The sequence below is a fragment of the Streptomyces flavusporus genome (assembly GCF_046267975.1).
Taxonomy (GTDB): Bacteria; Actinomycetota; Actinomycetes; order Streptomycetales; family Streptomycetaceae; genus Streptomyces; species Streptomyces flavusporus.
In genome coordinates this window covers 9,159,413-9,179,411 of sequence record NZ_CP176503.1, presented here as the reverse complement: position 1 = coordinate 9,179,411, position 19,999 = coordinate 9,159,413, and the positions used below count along the sequence as shown (strand labels likewise).

Below are 19,999 nucleotides of genomic sequence, written 5' to 3'. Positions count from 1 at the left end.
TGGGAGACCTGCGCATGACCTCCGTGTGATCAGAACACCGACAGGCCGGTGAGCGTCGTGAAACGGTCCAGGGCAGCGACCCCGGCGACCGAGTTGCCGCGCTCGTCCAGCCCCGGGCTCCACACGCACAACGTGCAGCGTCCCGGCACGACGGCGACGATTCCTCCGCCGACCCCGCTCTTGCCGGGCAGGCCGACGCGGTAGGCGAAGTCGCCGGCCGCGTCGTACGTTCCGCAGGTCAGCATTACCGCGTTGACCTGCTTGGCCTGACTGCGCGTGAACAGCCGCGAGCCGTCGGCGCGAACGCCGTGCCGGGCCAGGAAGGCGGTGGCGAGGGCGAGGTCGGCGCAGGAGGCCCGGACGGAGCACTGCCTGAAGTACTGGTCGAGCAGCAGCGGCACCGGGTTGTCGATGTTGCCGTACGAGGCCATGAAGTGGGCCAGGGCGGCGTTGCGGTCGCCGTGCGTGGCTTCGGAGGCGGCGACCTCGTGGTCGAAGTCCAGGCCGGGGTTGCCGCTCTCGGTGCGCAGGAAGTCGAGGAGGGTGCCCGCCGCGTCGCCGGTACGGGTCTGGAGGCGGTCGGTGACGACCAGCGCGCCGGCGTTGATGAACGGATTGCGCGGGATGCCGTTCTCGTACTCCAACTGGACCAGGGAGTTGAACGGGTTGCCGGACGGCTCGCGGCCGACGTGTTCCCAGAGTTCGTCGCCCTCGCGGGCCAGGTCGAGGGCGAGGGTGAAGACCTTGGTGACGGACTGCGCGGAGAACGGCTCACGCCAGTCCCCCACGCCGTACACCGTGCCGTCCAGCTCCGCGACGGCCATGCCGAAGCGACGCGGATCGCAGGCGGCGAGCGCCGGAATGTAGTCGGCGGGCCGGCCACGGCCGGGCGTGTGCTCGATCTCCTCGGCGATGCGCTTCAGGACCGGTTCGAAGGTCAGCGACGACGTCATGATCACCAGTGTGCCTCCGGGCCGGTCCTGGCGTGCATCCGCAGGTCAGACGACGGGCGAGCCGCTGCCCGCGACGACCTCGGGCCGCAGCAGGGCAGCCAGCCGCTCGGCCGGCAACAGACCCCTCTCCAGGACGAGTTCGGCGACCCCGCGGCCGGTGGCCAGGGCCTCCTTGGCGATGTCGGTGGCGGCCGTGTACCCGATGTGCGGGTTGAGCGCGGTCACCAGGCCGATGGAGTTCTCCACGCTTGCGCGCAGCGCCTCGGTGTTGGCGGTGATGCCGTCCACGCAGCGCTCGGCGAGGGCGAGACAGGCACTCTCGAGATGGGTGATGCTCTCCGACAGGGAGTGCAGGATGACCGGCTCGAAGGCGTTCAGCTGAAGCTGTCCGGCCTCGGCGGCCATGGTGATGGTGACGTCGTTGCCGATCACCTCGAAGGCGACCTGGTTGACCACCTCGGGGATCACCGGGTTGACCTTGCCGGGCATGATGCTGGAACCGGCCTGCACGGGCGGCAGGTTGATCTCACCGAGGCCCGCGCGCGGCCCGGAGGACAGCAGCCGCAGGTCGTTGCAGCTCTTCGACAGCTTGACGGCGATCCGCTTGAGCACGCCGGACATCTGCACGAACGCTCCGCAGTCCTGGGTCGCCTCGACCAGGTTCGCGGCGGTGACCAGGGGCAGCCCGGTGATGTCGGCGAGATGGCGGCGGGCGGCTTCCGCGTACCCGGCGGGGGCGTTCAGCCCCGTCCCGATCGCGGTGGCGCCCAGGTTGATCTCGTGGATCAGCTCGACTGCCTCGGCAAGCCGGCTCCGGTCCTCGTCGAGCATGACGGCGTACGCGGAGAACTCCTGCCCCAGCGTCATGGGCACCGCGTCCTGGAGCTGGGTGCGCCCCATCTTGAGTACGTCGCGGAACTCGACGGCCTTACGGGCGAAGGCGTCCTGCAGCACGGACATCGCCTTGAGCAGACCGCGCACCGCGAACACCGTCGCGACCTTGACGGCGGTCGGGTAGACATCGTTGGTGGACTGGCCGAGGTTGACGTCCTCGTTGGGGTGCAGGTACCGGTACTGGCCCCTGGCGTGGCCCAGCAGCTCCAACGCCCGGTTGGCGACAACCTCGTTGGCGTTCATGTTGGTGGAGGTGCCGGCACCGCCCTGGATGACGTCGACGACGAACTGGTCGTGCAGCTTTCCGGAGCGTATCTCCCGGCAGGCGGCGACGATGGCGTCCGCCTTGTCCGAAGGGAGCAGGCCGAGTTCCTCGTTCGCGAGCGCGGCGGCCTCCTTGACGGCGGCGAGGGCGTCGATCAGATGCGGGTAGGCGGAGATCGGCGTGCCCGTGATGGGGAAGTTCTCCGTGGCGCGCAGAGTGTGGATGCCCCAGTACGCCTCGGCGGGGACGTCGCGGTCTCCGAGCAGATCGTGTTCGCTGCGGGTGGCGGCGGTCATGAAAGTCCTCTGTGTGTCGGAGGTGTGCGAGTCAGGCGTACGAGGCGGAGGGCAGCGGATCGAGCGCGCGCACCGGCCGGACACTGCCGACCGGCTGTCCGCCGCCGAGCAGCGGCTCGCCCGCGAACTCGGCGAGCAGCGCCGGGTCGACGCCGGCCCGGGCCAGCGCCGCGGCGGCGACCGGGATCCGGGCCCGGTCGGCGCCGTCGGCGATCTTCACGGCGACGGTCCGGCCGTCCGGGAGTGCGGCGACCTGCACGCCTTCGAAGCCGTCCTTGGCGAGCAGTCCGGGCACGGCCCGCATCAGCGCGGCCACGTCCCGGCCGGAGCCGGAGGCCATCTCGGCGTGCTCGCGCATCGCGTCGGCGACCCGCGCCTCGGGGGTGCCGGGAGCTGCGGTGGTGATACGGGCGGCGGCCCGCGCAAGGCCGTGCAGGGAGACGGAGAACAGGGGTGCGCCGCAGCCGTCGACGGTCACCCTGGCGATGCGCTGGCCGGTGAGGTCCTCGACGATCTCGGCGATGGCCTGCTGGAGGGGGTGGGCGGGGTCGAGGTAGTCGTCGAGGAGCCAGCCGTTGAGCTTGGCCGTGTAGAGCATGGCGGCGTGCTTGCCGGAGCAGTTCTGGGCGAGCCGGGAGGGCATGCGGCCCTCACGTACCCAGGCGTCCCGGACGACCGGGTCGAACGGCAGGTCGGGGACGTTGCGCAGATCGTCCTCGGCGAGTCCGGCGATGTCGAGGATGCGCCGGGTGCCGGCGAGGTGGCGCTCCTCCCCGGAGTGGCTGGCGGCGGCGAGCGAGAGCAGCTCGCCGTCGAGCGGGAGCCCGGCCCGCACCATGGCGACGGCCTGGACGGGCTTGAGTGCCGACCGGGGGTAGAAGGCGGCCTCGATGTCGCCGAGCTGGAGCTGGACCTCGCCGTCCGCACCGAGGACGACGACGGAGCCGTAGTGAATGCCTTCGACCATCCCGCCGCGTATGAGATGGGCGACGGGGGCGTGGCGGGGCTCACGGACCAGGGGTGCGTCCGCGACGGAACTGCTGTACATCACTGCCTGATTCATCGGTGAGGTGTCGTCGGCCGGGGCGTGGTTCACGCGTCGGCCCTGGTGGAGGTGGTGCGTATCCGGCCGCGAATGGCGTACCAGCCCGCGACCAGCGCCGCGACGATCAGCGGCAGGCACAGCACGGTGGTGCGTCCGGCGCCGCCGTCGGCGTACATGAGGACCAGGACGGAGGCGAGGAACGCCAGCGTCACGACTTCGGTCCACGGGGAGCCCGGCAGTCGGTAGCCGGGGCGGGCGAGTTCGCCCTTCTGGGTCTTCTGCCAGAACATCAGATGGCAGATCATGATCATGCCCCAGGTGGCGAGGATGCCGATCGCCGCGAAGTTCAGCACGATCTCGAAGGCCTCGGCGGGCACGACGAAGTTGAGGCCGACACCGAGGACGCAGACGCCGCTGGTGAGCAGGATGCCGCCGTACGGGACCTGGCTGCGGCTCATGTGCGCGGTGAACTTCGGGGCGGAGCCGGCGACGGCCATGGAGCGCAGGATGCGGCCGGTGGAGTACAGGCCGGAGTTGAGCGAGGACATCGCCGCGGTCAGCACGACGAGGTTCATGATCCCGCCGGCCGCGGGGACGCCGATGTTGGAGAGCACGGTGACGAAGGGGCTCTCGCCCGCCTGGTACGACGACCAGGGCAGCAGCATCGAGAGCAGGACGACCGAGCCGACGTAGAACAGGCCCACGCGCCACATGATCGAGTTGATCGCCCGGGGCATGATCTTCTCCGGGTTCTCGGTCTCGCCCGCGGCGACGCCGACCAGTTCGACGGAGGCGTAGGCGAAGACGACGCCCTGGATGATCAGCAGCATGGGCAGCAGTCCGCTGGGGAAGAGGCCGCCGTTGTCGGTGATCAGGGACGGGCCGGGGGTGTGACCGTCGACGGGGTGCTGGGTGACCAGCAGGAAGATGCCGATGCACATGAAGACGACGAGCGCGCCGACCTTGACGATGGCGAACCAGAACTCCAGTTCGCCGAAGATCTTCACCGAGATCAGGTTCACGGTGAGAACGACGGCCAGTGCGATCAGCGCGATCACCCACTGCGGAATGTCGGAGAACATGCCCCAGTAGTGGGTGTAGGTGGCCACCGCGGTGATGTCGGCGATACCGGTGGTGGCCCAGTTGAGGAAGTACATCCAGCCCGCGGTGTAGGCGCCCTTCTCGCCGAGGAACTCCCGGGCGTAGGACACGAAGGCGCCGGAGGAGGGCCGGTACAGCACGAGTTCGCCGAGGGCGCGCACAACGAGGAAGGCGAAGACCCCGCACACCGCATAGGCGATGAAGAGGGAGGGACCGGCGTCGGCGAGGCGGCCGCCGGCGCCCAGGAAGAGGCCGGTGCCGATGGCCCCGCCGATGGCGATCATGTTGACGTGCCGGGACTTGAGGGACTTGCTGTAGCCCGCGTCTCCGGCGTCGACATGACCGGACGGTTTGTGCACCTCTTCGTGCAGGGACTGCTCGCTCACGCCTCGGGGCCGCCTTCCGTGGGGGTGTCCGTGCGCGCGGGGCGCACGATGTCGGTGAGGGTGGTCTCGACGCGGTCCAGGTGGTGGGACATGGCCTCGACCGCGTCGTGCTCGGAACCGTCGATCAGCGCCTCGACGATCGCGCGGTGCTCACGGTTGGACTGCTCCCGGCGTCCGCCCAGCTCGTTGAGGAACGCCGACTGGCGGGCCAGCGCGTCGCGGATCTCCTCGATGACCCGGCGGAACACCGGATTCTGGGCGGCCTCGGCCACGGCGAGGTGGAAGAGAGTGTCCATGGCCACCCACGCGGTGGTGTCGGTCTCCCGCTCCATCCGCTGAAGCAGGTGGGCCAGGTGGTCGAGGTTCTCCGGGGTGCGGCGCACCGCCGCGTACCCGGCGACCGGGATCTCGACGTGCCGGCGCACCTCCAGCAGGTCGCTGGCGGCGTAGTCACCGAAGGTGGGGTCCTCGACCGCGCTGGCGACGACGAAGGTGCCCTTGCCGGTCTTCGCCACGGTCAGCCCCATGGCCTGCAGGGCACGCAGGGCCTCCCGCAGCACCGGGCGGGACACCTCGAGGGTGCGGCACAGCTCCGCCTCGGAGGGAAGCTTGTCGCCGATCGCGTACTCGCCGCGCTCGATGGCGCCGCGGAGGTGGGTGAGCACCGCTTCCATCGCGCTGACGCGCCGCGGGACCGCTCCACCTGTCTGGCTGTCTGACAGGTTCACGGGGGTGATACTCCGGGTGGCCGGCGGGTGGTGTCAAGCGGGCCGAGCGCACCGCAAACCGGTGGACCCCCCGTTTCGGCAGTGGGGCTACCCGCACCCCACTTGGGGGGAAGACGTCATTCTGCTGCCGGGAAATGGTTCACATACTGAAGCGCATGGCCAATCCAATGGTGCTCCCGGGGAACTCGTCCACGCGCGAAGAACAACGCGAACAGCAAAGGGGAAGCGACTTTTCCGAACTGTCGCGCCGCATAACCGAAGCCGGGCTTCTGCGGCGCCGGCCGTTGTATTACACCGTGCGTTTCGGGGCGGTGACCCTCGCTCTTGCGGGAGGCATCGGGGCGTTTCTCGCGCTGGGGGACAGTTGGAGCCAGCTGGTCGTCGCCGCTTTCCTGGCCGTGATCTTCGGCCAGCTCGCGCTGGCGGCCCACGACCTCGCCCACCGGCAGGTCTTCTCCCGCCGACGCCCCAGCGAGGCCGGCGGTCTGCTGGTCGCCGATCTGCTGCTGGGTATGAGCTACGGCTGGTGGATGAACAAACACACCCGGCACCATGCGAATCCGAATCATGAGGGAAAGGACCCCGACGTCTCCCCCGACATTCTGGTGTGGTCACAGCGGCAGGCACGCAAGGCAAAGGGGCTGCCCCGTTTCATCGGAAAGCATCAGGCCATGCTCTTCTTTCCGCTGCTCACCCTGGAAGGGCTGAATCTGAGTTTCGCCAGCTTCAAGGCGCTGGGGAACGCGTCGATGAAACGGCCGGTGCTGGAGGGGACGCTGCTCGTCGTCCATTTCTTCGTGTACTTCGGCGCCCTGTTCACCGTGCTCTCCCCAGCCAAGGCGCTCGCCTTCGTCGCCGTCCACCAGGGCCTGTTCGGGATCTGTCTCAGCTCGGTGTTCGCCCCCAACCACAAGGGGATGCCGATGATCGAGGAGGGGATGCGGCTGGACTTCCTGCGTCGCCAGGTCCTCACCTCGCGCAACGTCAGGGGCGGCGCGCTCATCGATGTCTTCATGGGCGGGCTCAACTACCAGATCGAGCACCATCTCTTCCCCAGCATGCCGACGCCGGCGCTCGGCAGGGCCCAGGTCATCACTGAGCGGTACTGCGCCGAGCTGGGCATCCCGTACCACCAGACCGGGCTGCTCGCCTCGCACCGAGAGGCGCTGCGCCACCTCAGGAGCGTCGGAGAGCCGCTGCGGGACGCGGGCGACTGACTCGAAACCGCTGGGCGTCGGCGCCCAGGGCGGGGGCTTCGCGCCCGCACCCGTCACGACCACACGACCTCGGCGATCGACACCCCCGCGAACGCCGCGCCGAGACCCGCGCTCACGCTGGCCACGACATTGACGGCGGCATAGAGCCCGGCCCCCGTCTCGACCAGCCGCAGTGTCTCGTACGAGAAGGTCGAGTAGGTGGTCAGGGCCCCGCACAGGCCGGTGCCGAGCAGCAGCTGAAGGTGGGAGCCCGCGGCGCCCGCCACTGCCGCGCCGGCCAGCAGGCCGAGGACCGCGCAGCCGACGACGTTGACCGCGAAGGTGCCCCACGGGAAGACGGAGTCGTGCCGGGACTGCACCGCCCGGTCGGCGAGATAGCGGAGCGGGGCGCCGACCATGGCGCCCGCGACGACCAGCAGCCAGTTCACCACGGCTTCTCCCCCTGCGTGCCCGATGTGCCCCCGCCGCCCTCCCGGCCGACGTACTTGATGACCTCGCAGTCGTCGAGGATCACGAGTCCCTCGGTGACCAGTTCGTCGAGCTGCGGCAGGAAGGCCCGGACGTGCTCCTCGGTGTCGACGATCACGACAGCCACCGGCAGGTCCTCGCTCAGGGACAGCAGCCGGGAAGTGTGGATCACGGACGAGGCACCGAAGCCCTCGATGCCCTTGAAGACGCTGGCGCCCGCCAGCCCCGCCGCGCGGGCCCGGTGCACGATCTCGGAGCAGAGGGGGCTGTGGTGCCAGGTGTCGTTCTCACCGACGAAGACGGTCACGCGCGTAGCGTTGCCGGTCAGCCGGGTCATCGCTGCCTCCATGTCAGGAAACGGCGGGTCGCGGTCGCGCCGAGCCACACCGCGGCGAGCGCCGCCGACACGGTCGCGGCCAGATACGCCAGGGCGGTGCGCGGGTGGCCGGCGTCGACCAGCCGCTGAATGTCGACGGCGTACGTCGAGAAGGTCGTGAAGCCGCCGAGCACTCCGGTGCCGACGAAGGGGCGGACCAGGCGGTGGGCGACCCAGACGTCGGTGATGATTACCATGAACACGCCGATCACGGCGCAGCCGATGACATTGACCCAGAAGGTCGCCCAGGGGAACCCGCCCGTCTGCGCGGGCCACCACACCGAGGCCGCATACCGGGCCGTCGCGCCGATCGCCCCGCCGACGGCGACCACCGCGACGACGGGCACCTGGGCGCGCCAGGCGCGCCGCCGTGGGGGACGCGTGTCCAGGGGAAGGCTCTCGGTCTCCGGGGCTGTCATGACGGTACGTCTCCTACTCGCCGGGGCCCTGACTGCGGGCGCCTGTCGTCGCAAGTAGGGACCGTTGGCGGCACCGACGCCGCGGTTCGTACGGCGGGCCCCACCGCCGCGCCGCGCGGGAACGCGGCTCACGCCAGACTAGCGCCGGGGCCGCGCCCCCGTCACTTCGGGGCCGGTGCCTCGCACACCGCGACGCCGCGCTCCCAGACACTGCCCAGGATCAGCAGGTCGCCCACTTCACAGACGCTGGTGATCATGCGGAAGCCGGTGCGGTGGTGGACGACGTCACCGTCGTCGTCGACCGCCAGGACACCGGCCGCGGCCGGAGGACGGATGGGGGCGTGCACGGCTGTCCGGGCCGCGGCGCGGCGTACGGGGCCGGGTGCGCGCTGCAGCAGGTCCAGGGCGGGCACGCGAGGGCCGGCCGGCGCGCCCCGGATCGGGCCGTCGGGGCCGCCGCGCCAGATGTTGCCGGGCATGCCCGGCAAGTGCTCCACGAGGGGTTCGTGCCGACCGGTGCGCGGGCCGGTGAGCCAGTAGCGGGTGAGGCGGCACGCGCGGGTCTCGGCGACGACCAGGAACGACCCGTCCCAGCTCACCGTGAGGCCGTTCGCGAACTGCAGGGAGTCCAGCAGCACTTTGGGCCGGTCACTGCCGGGCTCCAGCCGCATGAGGTGGCCTGTGCCCGTCTGTTCGACCACTTCGCCGATCCAGTGCTCCAGCGGACAGCGGTGACTGGAGACGGTGAAGCAGACGCTGCCGTCCGGCAGGGCGACCGCGTTGCTGCAGAAGCGCAGGGGCTCCCTCGCCACCGAGTCGGCGAGGACGCGTACGGTGCCGTCGGCGAGGTCGGCGCGCAGCAGTCCGCGTTCGGCGCGGCGGACCTTCGCGGTCGGGGGCGTGATCCTCGGGTGGGTACCCGTCGTGGCCGCTTCCCTACCAGCCCTTCTCGAACATCCGGGCCACCTCGGCGATCCGGACCTCGTCGCGGCGGTAGTAGGTGCGGCGCCGGACGCGCTTGGCGCGCAGCATGCCGAGGTCCGCGAGGAGGGTGAGGTGGGTGTGGGCCACCGCGCGGCGGACGCCGAGCTTCGCGGCGACGGCGTCGGCGGAGACCCCGTCCGCCACGAGGTCGGTGTGCCGCCGGCGGGGGAAGTGGGCGACCGGATCCTTCAGCCACTCCAGGATGCACAGGCGGGTGTCGTTGGCGGGAATCCTCAGCATCACGTCCCCCTTGGTCCGGGCCCTCTATGTGCGGCTTGCCCACTGCGGCGCCGGGCAAGCCGCCAGGCTCGGCACACCGCCGGACTTGACCGGGACCGAACGGGCCTCGACTCAATGTCGCGGAACAGCGAGGACCCGGCCGCGGAGGTGCGCACTCTCACGGCCGGGTCCTCGGGTCCTGTGATCCGCCTGGGATCAACGCGATGGGGTCCTCACCTCAGCCCAGCCGAACCCCCCAAGGCGAATCCCCGCCGAATCCCCTCAGCGGTGGCTGAACCACGCCATCGCCGGCAGCGCCCTGTCGTCGTAGCCGAACAGGGCCTGGTTCTCCCAGCCGTTGCCGGAGGAGGCGTCGGTCGGGTCCCAGCCGTTGCCGGAGGAGGCGTCGGTCGGGTCCCAGCCGTTGCCGGTGACGGCGGTCCAGGTCGCCTCCCAGTAGAAGACGCCGAGGCCGCGGCCGTTCGGGACGGCCTCCACGATGCTCGCGATGTCCTTCATCCACTGCGTCTGCCCGGCCGTCGAGGCCCCGTAGCCGGGGACGAGCTCGCTGGAGAGGTCGATGATGTTCTCGTGCGCGTCCTCGCTGTCGAGGCGGAAGGGGTAGGCCGTCTCGGCGACGAAGACCGGCTTGCCGTAGCGGGCGGCCGCGTCGTCCAGCGTGGTCTGGAAGTCGTAGAGCGTGCCGTGCCAGTAGCCGTAGTACGACAGGCCGATCGTGTCGAACTTCACGCCGCCCGCCACCGCGCTGTCGAACCACCAGCGGGTGCCGGACAGGTCACCGCCCTTGGCGAGATGAAGCGCGACGGTGGTGGACGAGTTGACCGCCTTGACGGCGTCGTATCCACTGTTGAGCAGCCCGGCGAGCTGAGTCCAGTTGTTGGTCGATCCCTCGTTCCACAGCATGCCACCGTTGATCTCATTGCCGACCTGGACCATGTCGGCGGTGGTGCCCTGTGCCTTCAATGCGTTCAACACGTCGTACGTGTGGTTGTACACGTCCGTCTTGAGTTGACTGTACGAGTGGCCCGCCCACGCCGCCGGCTTGCTCTGGGCGCCCGGGTCGGCCCATGTGTCCGAGTAGTGGAAGTCCACCAGCAGCTTCATGCCCTGCGCCTTGACGCGCTTGGCCATCGCGAGCACGCGCGTCTTGTTGTTGTAGCCGTCGGCCGGATTGACCCAGACCTTCAGGCGCGCGTAGTTCATGCCGGAGGACTTCATGATGGCGAGCGGGTCACTGGTGGTGCCGGAGCTGGTCCGGTAGACGCCGCCGAGCGCCTCGCTCTTGGCGAGGGAGGAGATGTCGGCACCCTTGATCGACGTACTGGACGTGCCCGACGTGAAGGTCAGGTCGTCAACATTGATCCAGTTGCCCGCGTTCGCGTCACTGTTGATGCTGATCGTGCACTGGTTGTTCGTCACATTGACCGGCACGACGATTCGGATCCACCCACTGGCGGACGCCGGCAGATCGGTGCGCTGCTCCGCGCTGCCGCAGTTCTTCAGGGCTATGTAGGCGGAGTTCTGGCCGCCGCCGGAGCGGACCCAGGCGGTCAGCTTGTAGTTGCCGTTGGTGAGCCCGGAGAGGTACTGGTACGTCTCCACCTTGTAGGCGGCGGACGCCCAGTGGCTCAGGCGGTAGCTGCCGCTGCGGCCGCCGGCCTCGGCGAAGGAGGCTCCGGTCGAGCCGTACTCGGACCAGCCGCTGGGCGTGGCCGCGCCGGTGCCGTCGGTCTCGAAACCGCCGTTGGTGAGCGTGCTCGCCGCAGCCGCGGTCGGGGCGGGCAGGGCGGTGAGGGCGAGCCCGGCCGTGAGCGGCAACAGCAGGACTCTCAGGGTGCGTCTGGGATGGAACTTCATCGTCCGTCGTCCCTTCGACGTGATGGGGATGGGGGGTGCCCCTCTCGTGGGGATGAGGGGCCCTCCGCCCGCGGCTCTCGTGGCACACACGGGCGGAGGGGAGTCGCTCAGCCGTCGAGTCGTACGACCCTCACGGCTCCCGCCGGAACCGCCAGGCGGCCTGCGGCTCGTTCGCCCGTCAGCAGCTCGGTGCCGGACGTGTCCAGCGGCACCTTGGCGTCGGCGGCGGTGTGGTTGACGACGAACAGGAAGGTGCCCGACTCGCCGGTGCGGCGTACGACTTCGACGTCGTGGGGCAGGTCGGCGCGCGGAGCGATGCGGGCGTCCTCTGCGGCCCGCCCCAGCAGTGTGTCGAGGCCGTCGGTGCCGAGGCGGGTCGAGACGTACCAGGCGGTGCCCTTGCCGAGGCGGTGCCGGGTGACGGCGGGGCGGCCGGCGGTGAGGCCGTCGGCGTAGGTCCACACCGTCTCGGCGCCGCGCGGCACCACGAACTCCGTCCACACGTCGGCGCCGAGCTCGGCGCCGTCCGGGCCGGTGATCCGGACCTTCTCGCCCTTCAGAAGCGGCGAGAACTCCTCCACCGTCAGGCCGAGGACCTCCCGCAGCGGGCCCGGATAGGCGCCTTCGTGGACGGCGTCGTGCTCGTCGACGATGCCGGAGAAGTACGACACGACGAGGGTGCCGCCGTGCTCGACGTACTCCTTGAGGTTGAGCCCGGCCGCCTCCGTCATCAGATAGAGCGCGGGCACGACGACAAGGGGATACGCCGACAAGTCGGCTTCCGGATGGGCGAAGTCGACGGTGAGGTGGCGGTCGTAGAGCACCTCGTAGAAGGTGTCGGCGCGTTCGCGGGCGTCGTGGTCCTCGGTGGGGCGCCAGTCGAGGTTCTGCGCCCACCAGGAGTGCCAGTCCCACAGGACGGCCACGTCGGCCTGGGTGCGGGTGCCGCGGATCGGGCCCAACGTGTCGATGGACGCGCCGAGTTCGACGACCTCGCGCCACACGCGCGTGTCGGTGCCGCCGTGCGGCAGCATCGCCGAGTGGAACTTCTCCGCGCCGCGCCGGGACTGCCGCCACTGGAAGAACATGGCACCCTCGGAGCCCCGCGCCACGTGCGCGAGGGAGTTGCGGGCCATCTGGCCGGGCGCCTTGGCGGGGTTGCGGGCCTGCCAGTTGACGCCCGAGGTGGAGTGCTCGAGGAGCAGCCAGGGGGCGCCGCCGGCGACGGAGCGGGTGAGGTCGGCGGCCATCGCGAGGTTGACGTGGGTGCGGCGACCGTCGGTGATCAGGTAGTGGTCGTTGGTGACGAGGTCGACCTCGCGGCCCCAGGCCCAGTAGTCGATGGAGTCGCACTGGCTGAGCGCGGTCATGAAGTTGGTCGTGACCGGCACGCCCGGTGAGAGGCGGTGCAGGATGTCCCGCTCCATGCGGAAGTTCTCGCGGATGGTGGCGTCGGCGAACCGCTTGTAGTCCAGTGCCTGCCCGGGGTTGCCGACGGTGGGAGTGAGGCGCGGCGGGTTGATCTGCTCGAAGTCCGTGTACCGCTGGCCCCAGAAGGCTGTGCCCCAGGCCTCGTTGACCGCGTCGACCGTCTCGTACGTGGCCCCCAGCCAGCGGCGGAAGTGCGCGGCGCAGGAGTCGCAGTAGCAGGCGGAGACGGGGACACCGTACTCGTTGTGCACGTGCCACATCGCGAGGGCGGGGTGGTTGCCGTAGCGGTCGGCGAGCCGGGTGGTGATGTTCGCGGCGGCCGCGCGGTAGTCGGCGTTGCTGTGACAGATGGCGCCGCGCGAGCCGAACTCGTAGCGGGTGCCGTCGGCGGTCACCGGCAGCGCCTCGGGGTGTGCCCGGTAGAACCACACCGGCGGTACCACGGTGGGCGTGCCGAGGTCGACGCGGATGCCGTTCTCGTGCAGCAGGTCGAGCAGGCGGTCGAGCCAGCCGAAGTCGTACACCCCGGGTTCGGGCTCCAACAGCGCCCAGGAGAAGATCCCGACACTCACCATGGAGACGCCGGCCTCCCGCATCAGCCGGACGTCCTCCTGCCAGACGGTTTCCGGCCACTGCTCGGGGTTGTAGTCCCCACCGAAGGCGAGCCTGGTGAGGCCCCCGGGGGTGGTCTCCGGCATGGATCTCTCCCGTTTAATCGATCATTTGGGAACGTGCACACACAGCTGGGGCGGTGCGAGCCCAACATAACCGCACAGCAACAACCATTGACAAGTGTCTGGGATGTTTCTCTACTGTGAACGCTCACAGAAGCATGACAGGGCCTCGCGACGGGCGAGGCCCCAGGTCAGCAGGCATCTGCATGGCAGGTCTCCGCAGCGGGCGGGGACCCTGGTCAGGGGAGAGTTCCATGCCGAACACGAAGCGCCGTCGCCTCGTGGCAACCACTGTCGCCGTCACGCTCGGCGCCACCGCACTCGCCGCCTGCGGTTCCGAGGACGACGGCGACGCCCAGTCGGGCCCGGTCTCGCTGACGTACTGGACCTGGACTCCCGGCATGGACAAGGTCGTCGACCTGTGGAACAAGGGACCGGGCAAGAAGGAGCAGATCACCGTCACGGTGAAGAAGCAGGCGTCCGGCGACACGCTGGTCACCAAGATCCTCACCGCGCACAAGGCCGGCAAGGCGCCCGACCTGGTGCAGGCCGAGTACCAGGCGCTGCCGACGCTGGTCAGCAATGACGCACTCGCCGACATATCGGGCGAGGTCGGGGACGCGAAGGGCAAGTTCGCCGAGGGTGTCTGGCAGCAGACGACGCTGGGCACGGACGCGGTCTACGCGGTGCCGCAGGACATCGGGCCGATGATGTTCTACTACCGCGAGGACCTCTTCAAGAAGTACGACCTGAAGGTCCCGACGACCTGGGACGAGTTCGCCGAGACCGCGCGCAAGCTGAGGAAGGCGTCCCCGGACACCGACCTCACCACCTTCTCCGCCAACGACTCCGGCCTCTTCGCGGGCCTCGCGCAGCAGGCCGGCGCCAAGTGGTGGACCACCGAGGGCGACAAGTGGAAGGTCGGCATCGACGACGCGGCGACGCAGAAGGTCGCCAAGTTCTGGGGTGACCTCGTCGAGGAGGGCGCCATCGACAACCAGCCGATGTACACCCCGGCCTGGAACAAGGCGCTCAACACCGGCAAGCAGATCGCCTGGGTCAGCGCCGTGTGGGCGCCGGGCACGCTGAGCACCGCCGCGCCCGACACCAAGGGCAAGTGGGCCATGGCTCCGCTCCCCCAGTGGTCCGGCAGCGAGAACGTCACCGGCAGCTGGGGCGGCTCCTCCACCGCGGTCACCACGGACTCCGGGAACAAGGAGGCCGCCGCGAAGTTCGCCGCCTGGCTGAACACCGACGGCGAGGCCCTGAACGCACTGGCCAAGGAGAGCGGCATCTACCCGGCCTCCACCTCCGCGCAGCTCAGCGGCGCCTTCACCACGCCGCCGGACTACTTCTCGAACCAGGCGGACTTCTACACCCAGGCCGCGGAGATCGCGAACACCACCGCGCCGTCCGCGTGGGGCCCGAACGTCAACGTCGCCTACACGTCCTTCAAGGACGCCTTCGGCGCCGCCGCCAAGAACAAGTCGGACTTCACCGCCGCCCTGAAGACGATGCAGGACGACACGGTCGCCGACATGAAGAAGCAGGGCTTCGAGGTCGCCGAGTGACCAGCACGGCACGCCGGAAGTCGTACGGGGTCAAAGGGGCCCCGTACGGCTTCCTTCTCCCCGCATCGATCCTCTTCGTCCTGCTCTTCGCGCTGCCCATCGGGTACGCGATCTGGCTCAGCTTCCGCAAGGTGAAGGTCTCGGGCCTCGGCCTGGGCGCCGGTGCCCGCAAGGAGGTCTGGGCCGGGCTGGAGAACTACACCGACGCCTTCACCGACAGCGAGCTGCTGGACGGTGCGCTGCGCGTCCTCGGCTACGGCTGCGTCGTCGTTCCGGTGATGCTCGGCCTCGCCCTGCTGTTCGCCCTGATGCTCGACTCCGAGAAGGTCAGGCTCGCGCCCTTCTCCCGGCTCGCGATCTTCCTGCCGTACGCCATTCCCGGCGTCGTGGCGGCGCTGCTGTGGGGCTTCCTGTACCTGCCGGACGTCAGTCCCTTCTACTTCGTGCTGGACAAGCTGGGCCTGCCGCAGCCGGACCTGCTGGACGGCGGTCCGCTGTTCCTCGCCCTGTCGAACATCGCGGTGTGGGGCGGCACCGGCTTCAACATGATCGTCATCTACACCTCGCTGCAGTCCATTCCGGGCGAGGTGTACGAGGCGGCGAAGCTGGACGGCGCCACGCCGCTGCAGATCGCACTGAAGATCAAGATTCCGATGGTGGCGCCCTCGCTGGTGCTGACCTTCTTCTTCTCGATCATCGCGACGCTCCAGGTGTTCAGCGAGCCGATCGCCCTCGGCCTGCACACACTCCTGGAGCAGGGCGCCAACACCCCGGCGCTGTACACACTGGTGATCACGGGCGCGTTCCTCGCGGTGTTCCCGCTGGTCGCGCTGTTCCTGGTCATCCAGCGCTTCTGGAGCCTGGATCTGCTCTCCGGGGCCGTAAAGTCATGACCATGAACAACACGGGGGGCCGGCGCAGACCGCCGACGATTCACGACGTGGCGCGCGAGGCGGGTGTCTCGCGCGGCACGGTCTCGCGCGTGCTCAACGGCGGCCACTACGTCAGCCCGGCCGCGCAGGAGGCGGTCAACGCCGCCATCCGCAGGACGGGGTACGTCGTGAACCGGCACGCCCGCTCGCTGATCACCGGGCGTTCGGACTCGATCGGCTTCCTGCTGACGGAGCCGCAGGAGCGGTTCTTCGAGGATCCGAACTTCAACGTCCTGTTGCGCGGCTGCACCCAGGCGCTGGCCCAGCACGACATCCCGCTGCTGCTGATGCTGGCCGGCACTCAGGACGAACGTCGGCGCATCACGCGGTACATCACCGCGGGGCACGTCGACGGGGTGCTCCTCGTCTCCAGCCACTCCGGGGATCCGGTGGCCCAGGAGCTGCGCGAGGCGGGGGTGCCGCTGGTCGCCTGCGGCAAGCCGATCGGGCTGGGCTCGAAGGTGAGTTACGTCGCCGCCGACGACCGGGACGGCGCGCGGGACATGGTCCGCCATCTGCTGTCCCTCGGCCGACGGCGGATCGGCGTGGTCACCGGCCCGCTCGACACCCCGGGCGGTGTCGAGCGGCTCGCCGGGTACAAGGAGGTGCTCGGCGAGGCCGGCGTCGAGATCGACGAGCGGCTCATCGTGTCCGGCGACTACAGCCGGGCCAGTGGTGAGGCGGGCGCCGAGCGGCTGCTCGCGCAGGCCCCGGACATGGACGCGGTGTTCGTCGCGTCCGACCTGATGGCACAGGGCGTGCTGACGGCACTCCAGCGGGCGGGGCGCCGGGTGCCGCAGGACGTGGCGGTCGGCGGCTTCGACGACTCCCCCGCCGCCGTCTCCGCGAGCCCGGAGCTGACGACCATACGGCAGCCGTGGGACCGGATCAGCGCCGAGATGGTGCGGGTCCTGCTCGCGCAGATCGGGGGCGAGGATCCGGCTGCCGTGATTCTGCCTACGGAGCTGGTGAAGCGGGCGTCGGCGTAGGGCCCTCCTGCTTGCACGCACACTAGTTGCACACTCAACGAATGGCCGATTCGGTGTTACCGTGCGGATATGGCAGCGAACACGGCCCAGTCCGGCCTGGAGCAACGGTGGCGGGACATCCTGTCGGCGCATGCGCGGACGATGTGCGAGATCGATCGCGTGCTGCATCCGCACGGCCTGGGGGCGAGCGACTTCGAAGTGCTGGACATTCTCGCCACCGAGTCGCCGGAGGAGGGCGACCAGTGCCGGGTGCAGAACCTCGTGGGGCGGGTGCATCTGAGCCAGAGCGCCCTGTCCCGCCTCATCGGCCGGCTGGAGAAGGACGGTCTGGTCGAGCGCTCCGTCTGCGCGGAGGACCGGCGCGGCGTCTGGGTGGCCCTGACCCGCAAGGGCCGCGAGCTGCACGCCGAGGTTCTGCCCCTGCAACGGGCGGCCCTGGCCCGCACACTGCAGGGCTGACCCGCCCCGTGCCCCGGCCTCGGCGCGGCGCGTCAGCGGCCGGGGTCACCCGTGGTCACCTCTGTGGCCGGGCCAGCAGGGTGCGTACGCCGTCCGAGGTGAGCGTCAGACCGTGCGCCGAACTGCCGTCGATGGTGAGGGACAGATCGTCGGAGGGCCACTGCGAGGCGAGCGCGCCGAGCGGTACGAGGCGGTAGCGGGAGACGAACGGCAGCAGCTCGGCCATCTCCAGCTCCGACGTGAAGACGGGCACCACCGGGCGCCCGTCCGGTTCCTCCAGCACGGGCAGCGCCACGGCGGAGGGATCGGCGGCCTCCTCCTCGAGGGCGTCGTCGGGCACGGGGACGAGCACCTCACTGCTCGCGAGCGTGTCCAGCGCCGCCGTGTCCTCGGTGTTCTCGGCGAGCACGTCGAGTGCCCGCTGGGCCGGGGTGGCGTTGTTGTCGTTCGCGGGTGTCTCCATGACAGATCCCCTGGTAGCGGTGGTCGTACGGCCCGCCCGGCACGAGGTCGCCCCGGCGCGGCATCCCACGCGTACCCGACCCGGCGGAACCCAACCCTCCGCCCGCCCCGCGGTGCTCCGGCGCCGGAAAAGGAGGTGAGGCCGGGTCCGCCCGCTGGTTGTATGAGCGCCATGCTGTCCACCGACCGCCTGCTGGCCTTCGCGGCCATGTCCTTCGTGCTGATCGTGATCCCCGGGCCGAGTGTGCTGTTCGTGATCGGCCGGGCGCTCGCGCAGGGCCGGCGCGCCGCGCTGACCACCGTCGTGGGGAACACGCTGGGTGCGTATGTGCTGGTCGTCGCCGTGGCGCTGGGGGTGGGGGCGGTGGTCGAGCGTTCCGTCCTGGTGTTCACCGTGCTGAAGCTGGCAGGCGCCGCGTATCTGATCCACCTCGGGGTCAGGGCGTGGCGGCAGCGTGGTGCCCTGCAGGCCGCGTTCACCGCCGACGAGGGTCGCCGGGGTGGTCTGCGCACGATGTGGGAGGGGTTCGCGGTCGGGGTGGCCAACCCCAAGACCATCGTGTTCTTCGCCGCCGTGCTGCCCCAGTTCGTGGACCGCGCTCAGGGGCATGTCGTGGCGCAGATGCTGCTGCTCGGTCTGGTCTTCAACATCATCGCGGTGGTCTTCGACAGTCTGTGGGGACTGACCGCGGCCACCGCCCGGGACTGGTTCGCCCGCTCCCCGCGGCGGCTCTCCCTGGTCGGCGGCGTCGGCGGTCTCACCATGATCGGCCTCGGATTCACGGTCGCCGTGACGGGCCGCAAGGACTGAGCAGCGGGGGCGGGTGGCGGTCGCCCGGGGACTGCCCCACGCCGGCCGGTTCCCGGTCACTGCCCCGGCTGGACGCTCAGCACGTCCGCGGCTCGCACCGCCCGCCCCGACGCGAGGGACTCGTTCGCGGCCAGACCCGTCACGAGGGACCGGGCGCCGGCCGTGGCGTCGGCTGCACGGCCCAGGGGGTCGGCGCCGACGACACCGAAGAGGTCGTCGAGCATACGGACGTCGCCGCCGCCGTGGCCGCCCTCCCCCGTGACGACCTTGATCTCGCGCGGGCGTTCCCAGAAGCGGCGCAGCAGCAGTTCGGTGCGGCCCGCGTCCTCGTCGGTCTCGGCGCCGTGCAGAGCGGTCTGGGTGCCGGGGCGTGACCAGGTCGTCTCCTCGACGAGGAGTTCCAGTCGTCCCTCGCTGCCGTTGAAGGCGATGCGATAGCCCTCCCAGGGCGCGTATGCCGTCAGGTGGTACGTCAGCGTGGCGCCGGAGTCGTAGCGCACCAGTACGGCCATGTCGTCCTCGATGGTCACGCCGGGCGCGAAGACGTTCTGGTCGCGGTGGTAGCCGTCCTCCGACTCTGCATCCAGGTAGAGCGACTTGAGGATCGGCTCGTCGGCCAGGTGCAGGGCGTACGGGTCGTCGTCGGCCGCCGGGGAGTCGTGTGCGCGGGTGTAGTCGCGGGCCAGGCCCCGGCGTCGGCCGGCCTCGTCGCCGTAGAAGAAGAGGCCGCCCTGTGCGAAGACGGTGTGCGGCGTCGCGTCCAGCCACCAGTTGACCAGGTCGAAGTGGTGAGTCGACTTGTGGACGAGGAGTCCGCCGGAGTTGGCCTTGTCGCGGTGCCAGCGGCGGAAGTAGTCCGCGCCGTGCCGCAGGTCGAGGAGCCATTCGAAGTGCACCGAGCCGACCTCGCCGATCTCGCCGCCCGCGAGGAGTTCCCGTACGGCCGAGTGCACCGGGTTGTAGCGGTAGTTGAACGCCACCCGCACCGAGCGTCCGGTCCGCCGCTGTGCGTCGAGGACGCGCCGGGCGCGCTCGGCGTCCGTCGTCATCGGTTTCTCGGTGACCACGTCGCAGCCCGCCTCGAGGGCGCGCACGATGTAGTCGTCGTGGGTCCGGTCCACGGTGCACACCACCACGAGGTCGACCCGCTCGCGGCGCAGCATCTCGTCGAAGCCCTCGGCCCCGTACGTGGGTACGGGCGCGCGGTCCGGGTGCACGGACGCGATCCAGTCGTTGTGGACGTCCATGCGGTGCGCGTTGACATCGCAGAAGCCCACAAGATCTACTCGGTCCGCGTAGGGGTCGGCCAGTGCCTGCGTGTAGAGCCGGGCGCGGGCGCCCAGACCCACCACGGCACAACGACGTCGGGGCGCGGGGTCGAAGGTCATGCGGAGCCTTTCGTTCCGATGAGGCGGTGCAGGGGTCTTGTCGTGACATCCGG

The 19,999-nt window shown here is 70.1% G+C and carries 18 protein-coding genes and 2 pseudogenes; 6 read left to right on the top strand and 14 right to left on the bottom strand.

The features are described 5' to 3' along the window. Positions 1-29 precede the first annotated feature (29 nt). Genes ACKTSN_RS43255 through ACKTSN_RS43235 form a run of 5 tightly spaced genes read right to left on the bottom strand, consistent with a single transcriptional unit; the run spans position 30 to position 5,614 of the window. Positions 30-962: a glutaminase gene (locus tag ACKTSN_RS43255; protein WP_409475072.1), complete on the bottom strand. Its 933-nt coding sequence runs from the start codon at positions 960-962 to the stop codon at positions 30-32. A gap of 36 nt (positions 963-998) precedes the next feature. Beyond that, positions 999-2,408: an aspartate ammonia-lyase gene (aspA, locus tag ACKTSN_RS43250; protein ID WP_409474058.1), complete on the bottom strand. Its 1,410-nt coding sequence runs from the start codon at positions 2,406-2,408 to the stop codon at positions 999-1,001. Between the two features lie 31 nt (positions 2,409-2,439). Then, positions 2,440-3,456 (bottom strand): asparaginase, encoded by a 1,017-nt coding sequence (locus ACKTSN_RS43245; RefSeq protein ID WP_409475071.1) that lies wholly within the window; start codon positions 3,454-3,456, stop codon positions 2,440-2,442. 44 nt (positions 3,457-3,500) lie between these two features. Further along, positions 3,501-4,940 (bottom strand): amino acid permease, encoded by a 1,440-nt coding sequence (locus ACKTSN_RS43240; RefSeq protein ID WP_409474057.1) that lies wholly within the window; start codon positions 4,938-4,940, stop codon positions 3,501-3,503. Further along, complete coding sequence (locus ACKTSN_RS43235) at positions 4,937-5,614, bottom strand: FadR/GntR family transcriptional regulator (RefSeq protein WP_409475070.1); 678 nt, start codon at positions 5,612-5,614, stop codon at positions 4,937-4,939. The genes ACKTSN_RS43240 and ACKTSN_RS43235 overlap by 4 nt, the downstream gene beginning before the upstream one ends. A gap of 209 nt (positions 5,615-5,823) precedes the next feature. On the opposite strand from ACKTSN_RS43235, the gene ACKTSN_RS43230 reads away from it, so the two are divergent. Further along, on the top strand, positions 5,824-6,885 hold the full coding sequence (locus ACKTSN_RS43230; RefSeq protein ID WP_409474056.1) for a fatty acid desaturase family protein: 1,062 nt from the start codon (positions 5,824-5,826) through the stop codon (positions 6,883-6,885). A gap of 53 nt (positions 6,886-6,938) precedes the next feature. Here ACKTSN_RS43230 and crcB (ACKTSN_RS43225) read toward each other — a convergent pair whose 3' ends face one another. The 7 genes and pseudogenes from crcB (ACKTSN_RS43225) to ACKTSN_RS43195 all read right to left on the bottom strand — a co-directional run bounded on the left by crcB (ACKTSN_RS43225) (position 6,939) and on the right by ACKTSN_RS43195 (position 13,358). Continuing rightward, positions 6,939-7,313, bottom strand: a complete 375-nt coding sequence (gene crcB / locus ACKTSN_RS43225; protein WP_409475069.1) for a fluoride efflux transporter CrcB — start codon at positions 7,311-7,313, stop codon at positions 6,939-6,941. After that, positions 7,310-7,690 (bottom strand): DUF190 domain-containing protein, encoded by a 381-nt coding sequence (locus tag ACKTSN_RS43220; protein ID WP_409474055.1) that lies wholly within the window; start codon positions 7,688-7,690, stop codon positions 7,310-7,312. The genes crcB (ACKTSN_RS43225) and ACKTSN_RS43220 overlap by 4 nt, the downstream gene beginning before the upstream one ends. Further along, positions 7,687-8,148: a fluoride efflux transporter CrcB gene (gene crcB / locus ACKTSN_RS43215; protein WP_409474054.1), complete on the bottom strand. Its 462-nt coding sequence runs from the start codon at positions 8,146-8,148 to the stop codon at positions 7,687-7,689. Before crcB (ACKTSN_RS43215) ends, ACKTSN_RS43220 begins: the two co-directional genes overlap by 4 nt. 161 nt (positions 8,149-8,309) lie before the next feature. Next, a pseudogene (locus ACKTSN_RS43210) lies at positions 8,310-9,023 on the bottom strand (SMP-30/gluconolactonase/LRE family protein); the annotation flags it as partial. Positions 9,024-9,084: 61 nt separating this feature from the next. Further along, positions 9,085-9,372 (bottom strand): ArsR family transcriptional regulator, encoded by a 288-nt coding sequence (locus ACKTSN_RS43205; protein WP_409474053.1) that lies wholly within the window; start codon positions 9,370-9,372, stop codon positions 9,085-9,087. A 261-nt stretch (positions 9,373-9,633) separates the two neighbouring features. Beyond that, positions 9,634-11,229, bottom strand: a complete 1,596-nt coding sequence (locus tag ACKTSN_RS43200) for a glycoside hydrolase family 53 protein (RefSeq protein WP_409474052.1) — start codon at positions 11,227-11,229, stop codon at positions 9,634-9,636. A gap of 107 nt (positions 11,230-11,336) precedes the next feature. Then, positions 11,337-13,358 (bottom strand): beta-galactosidase, encoded by a 2,022-nt coding sequence (locus ACKTSN_RS43195; protein ID WP_409474051.1) that lies wholly within the window; start codon positions 13,356-13,358, stop codon positions 11,337-11,339. A 230-nt stretch (positions 13,359-13,588) separates the two neighbouring features. Between ACKTSN_RS43195 and ACKTSN_RS43190 the strand changes: the two genes are divergently transcribed. From ACKTSN_RS43190 to ACKTSN_RS43175, 4 genes are all read left to right on the top strand, one after another. After that, a complete protein-coding gene (locus ACKTSN_RS43190) occupies positions 13,589-14,905 on the top strand; it encodes an ABC transporter substrate-binding protein (RefSeq protein WP_409474050.1) in 1,317 nt (438 codons plus the stop codon). Further along, entirely contained in the window at positions 14,902-15,798 is an 897-nt protein-coding gene (locus ACKTSN_RS43185; protein WP_409474049.1) for a carbohydrate ABC transporter permease, read from the top strand. Before ACKTSN_RS43190 ends, ACKTSN_RS43185 begins: the two co-directional genes overlap by 4 nt. Then, the gene (locus ACKTSN_RS43180) at positions 15,795-16,826 is read left to right on the top strand and encodes a LacI family DNA-binding transcriptional regulator (RefSeq protein ID WP_409474048.1); all 1,032 of its coding nucleotides are present in this window, start codon (positions 15,795-15,797) and stop codon (positions 16,824-16,826) included. The genes ACKTSN_RS43185 and ACKTSN_RS43180 overlap by 4 nt, the downstream gene beginning before the upstream one ends. 69 nt (positions 16,827-16,895) lie before the next feature. Continuing rightward, the gene (locus tag ACKTSN_RS43175; RefSeq protein ID WP_385271244.1) at positions 16,896-17,285 is read left to right on the top strand and encodes a MarR family winged helix-turn-helix transcriptional regulator; all 390 of its coding nucleotides are present in this window, start codon (positions 16,896-16,898) and stop codon (positions 17,283-17,285) included. Between the two features lie 55 nt (positions 17,286-17,340). Here ACKTSN_RS43175 and ACKTSN_RS43170 read toward each other — a convergent pair whose 3' ends face one another. Continuing rightward, complete coding sequence (locus tag ACKTSN_RS43170) at positions 17,341-17,748, bottom strand: SseB family protein (protein ID WP_409474047.1); 408 nt, start codon at positions 17,746-17,748, stop codon at positions 17,341-17,343. Positions 17,749-17,919: 171 nt separating this feature from the next. Between ACKTSN_RS43170 and ACKTSN_RS43165 the strand changes: the two genes are divergently transcribed. Further along, complete coding sequence (locus tag ACKTSN_RS43165) at positions 17,920-18,558, top strand: LysE family translocator (protein WP_409475068.1); 639 nt, start codon at positions 17,920-17,922, stop codon at positions 18,556-18,558. A gap of 56 nt (positions 18,559-18,614) precedes the next feature. Here ACKTSN_RS43165 and ACKTSN_RS43160 read toward each other — a convergent pair. Continuing rightward, positions 18,615-19,995 (bottom strand): annotated as a pseudogene (locus ACKTSN_RS43160) (Gfo/Idh/MocA family protein). Positions 19,996-19,999 lie beyond the last annotated feature (4 nt).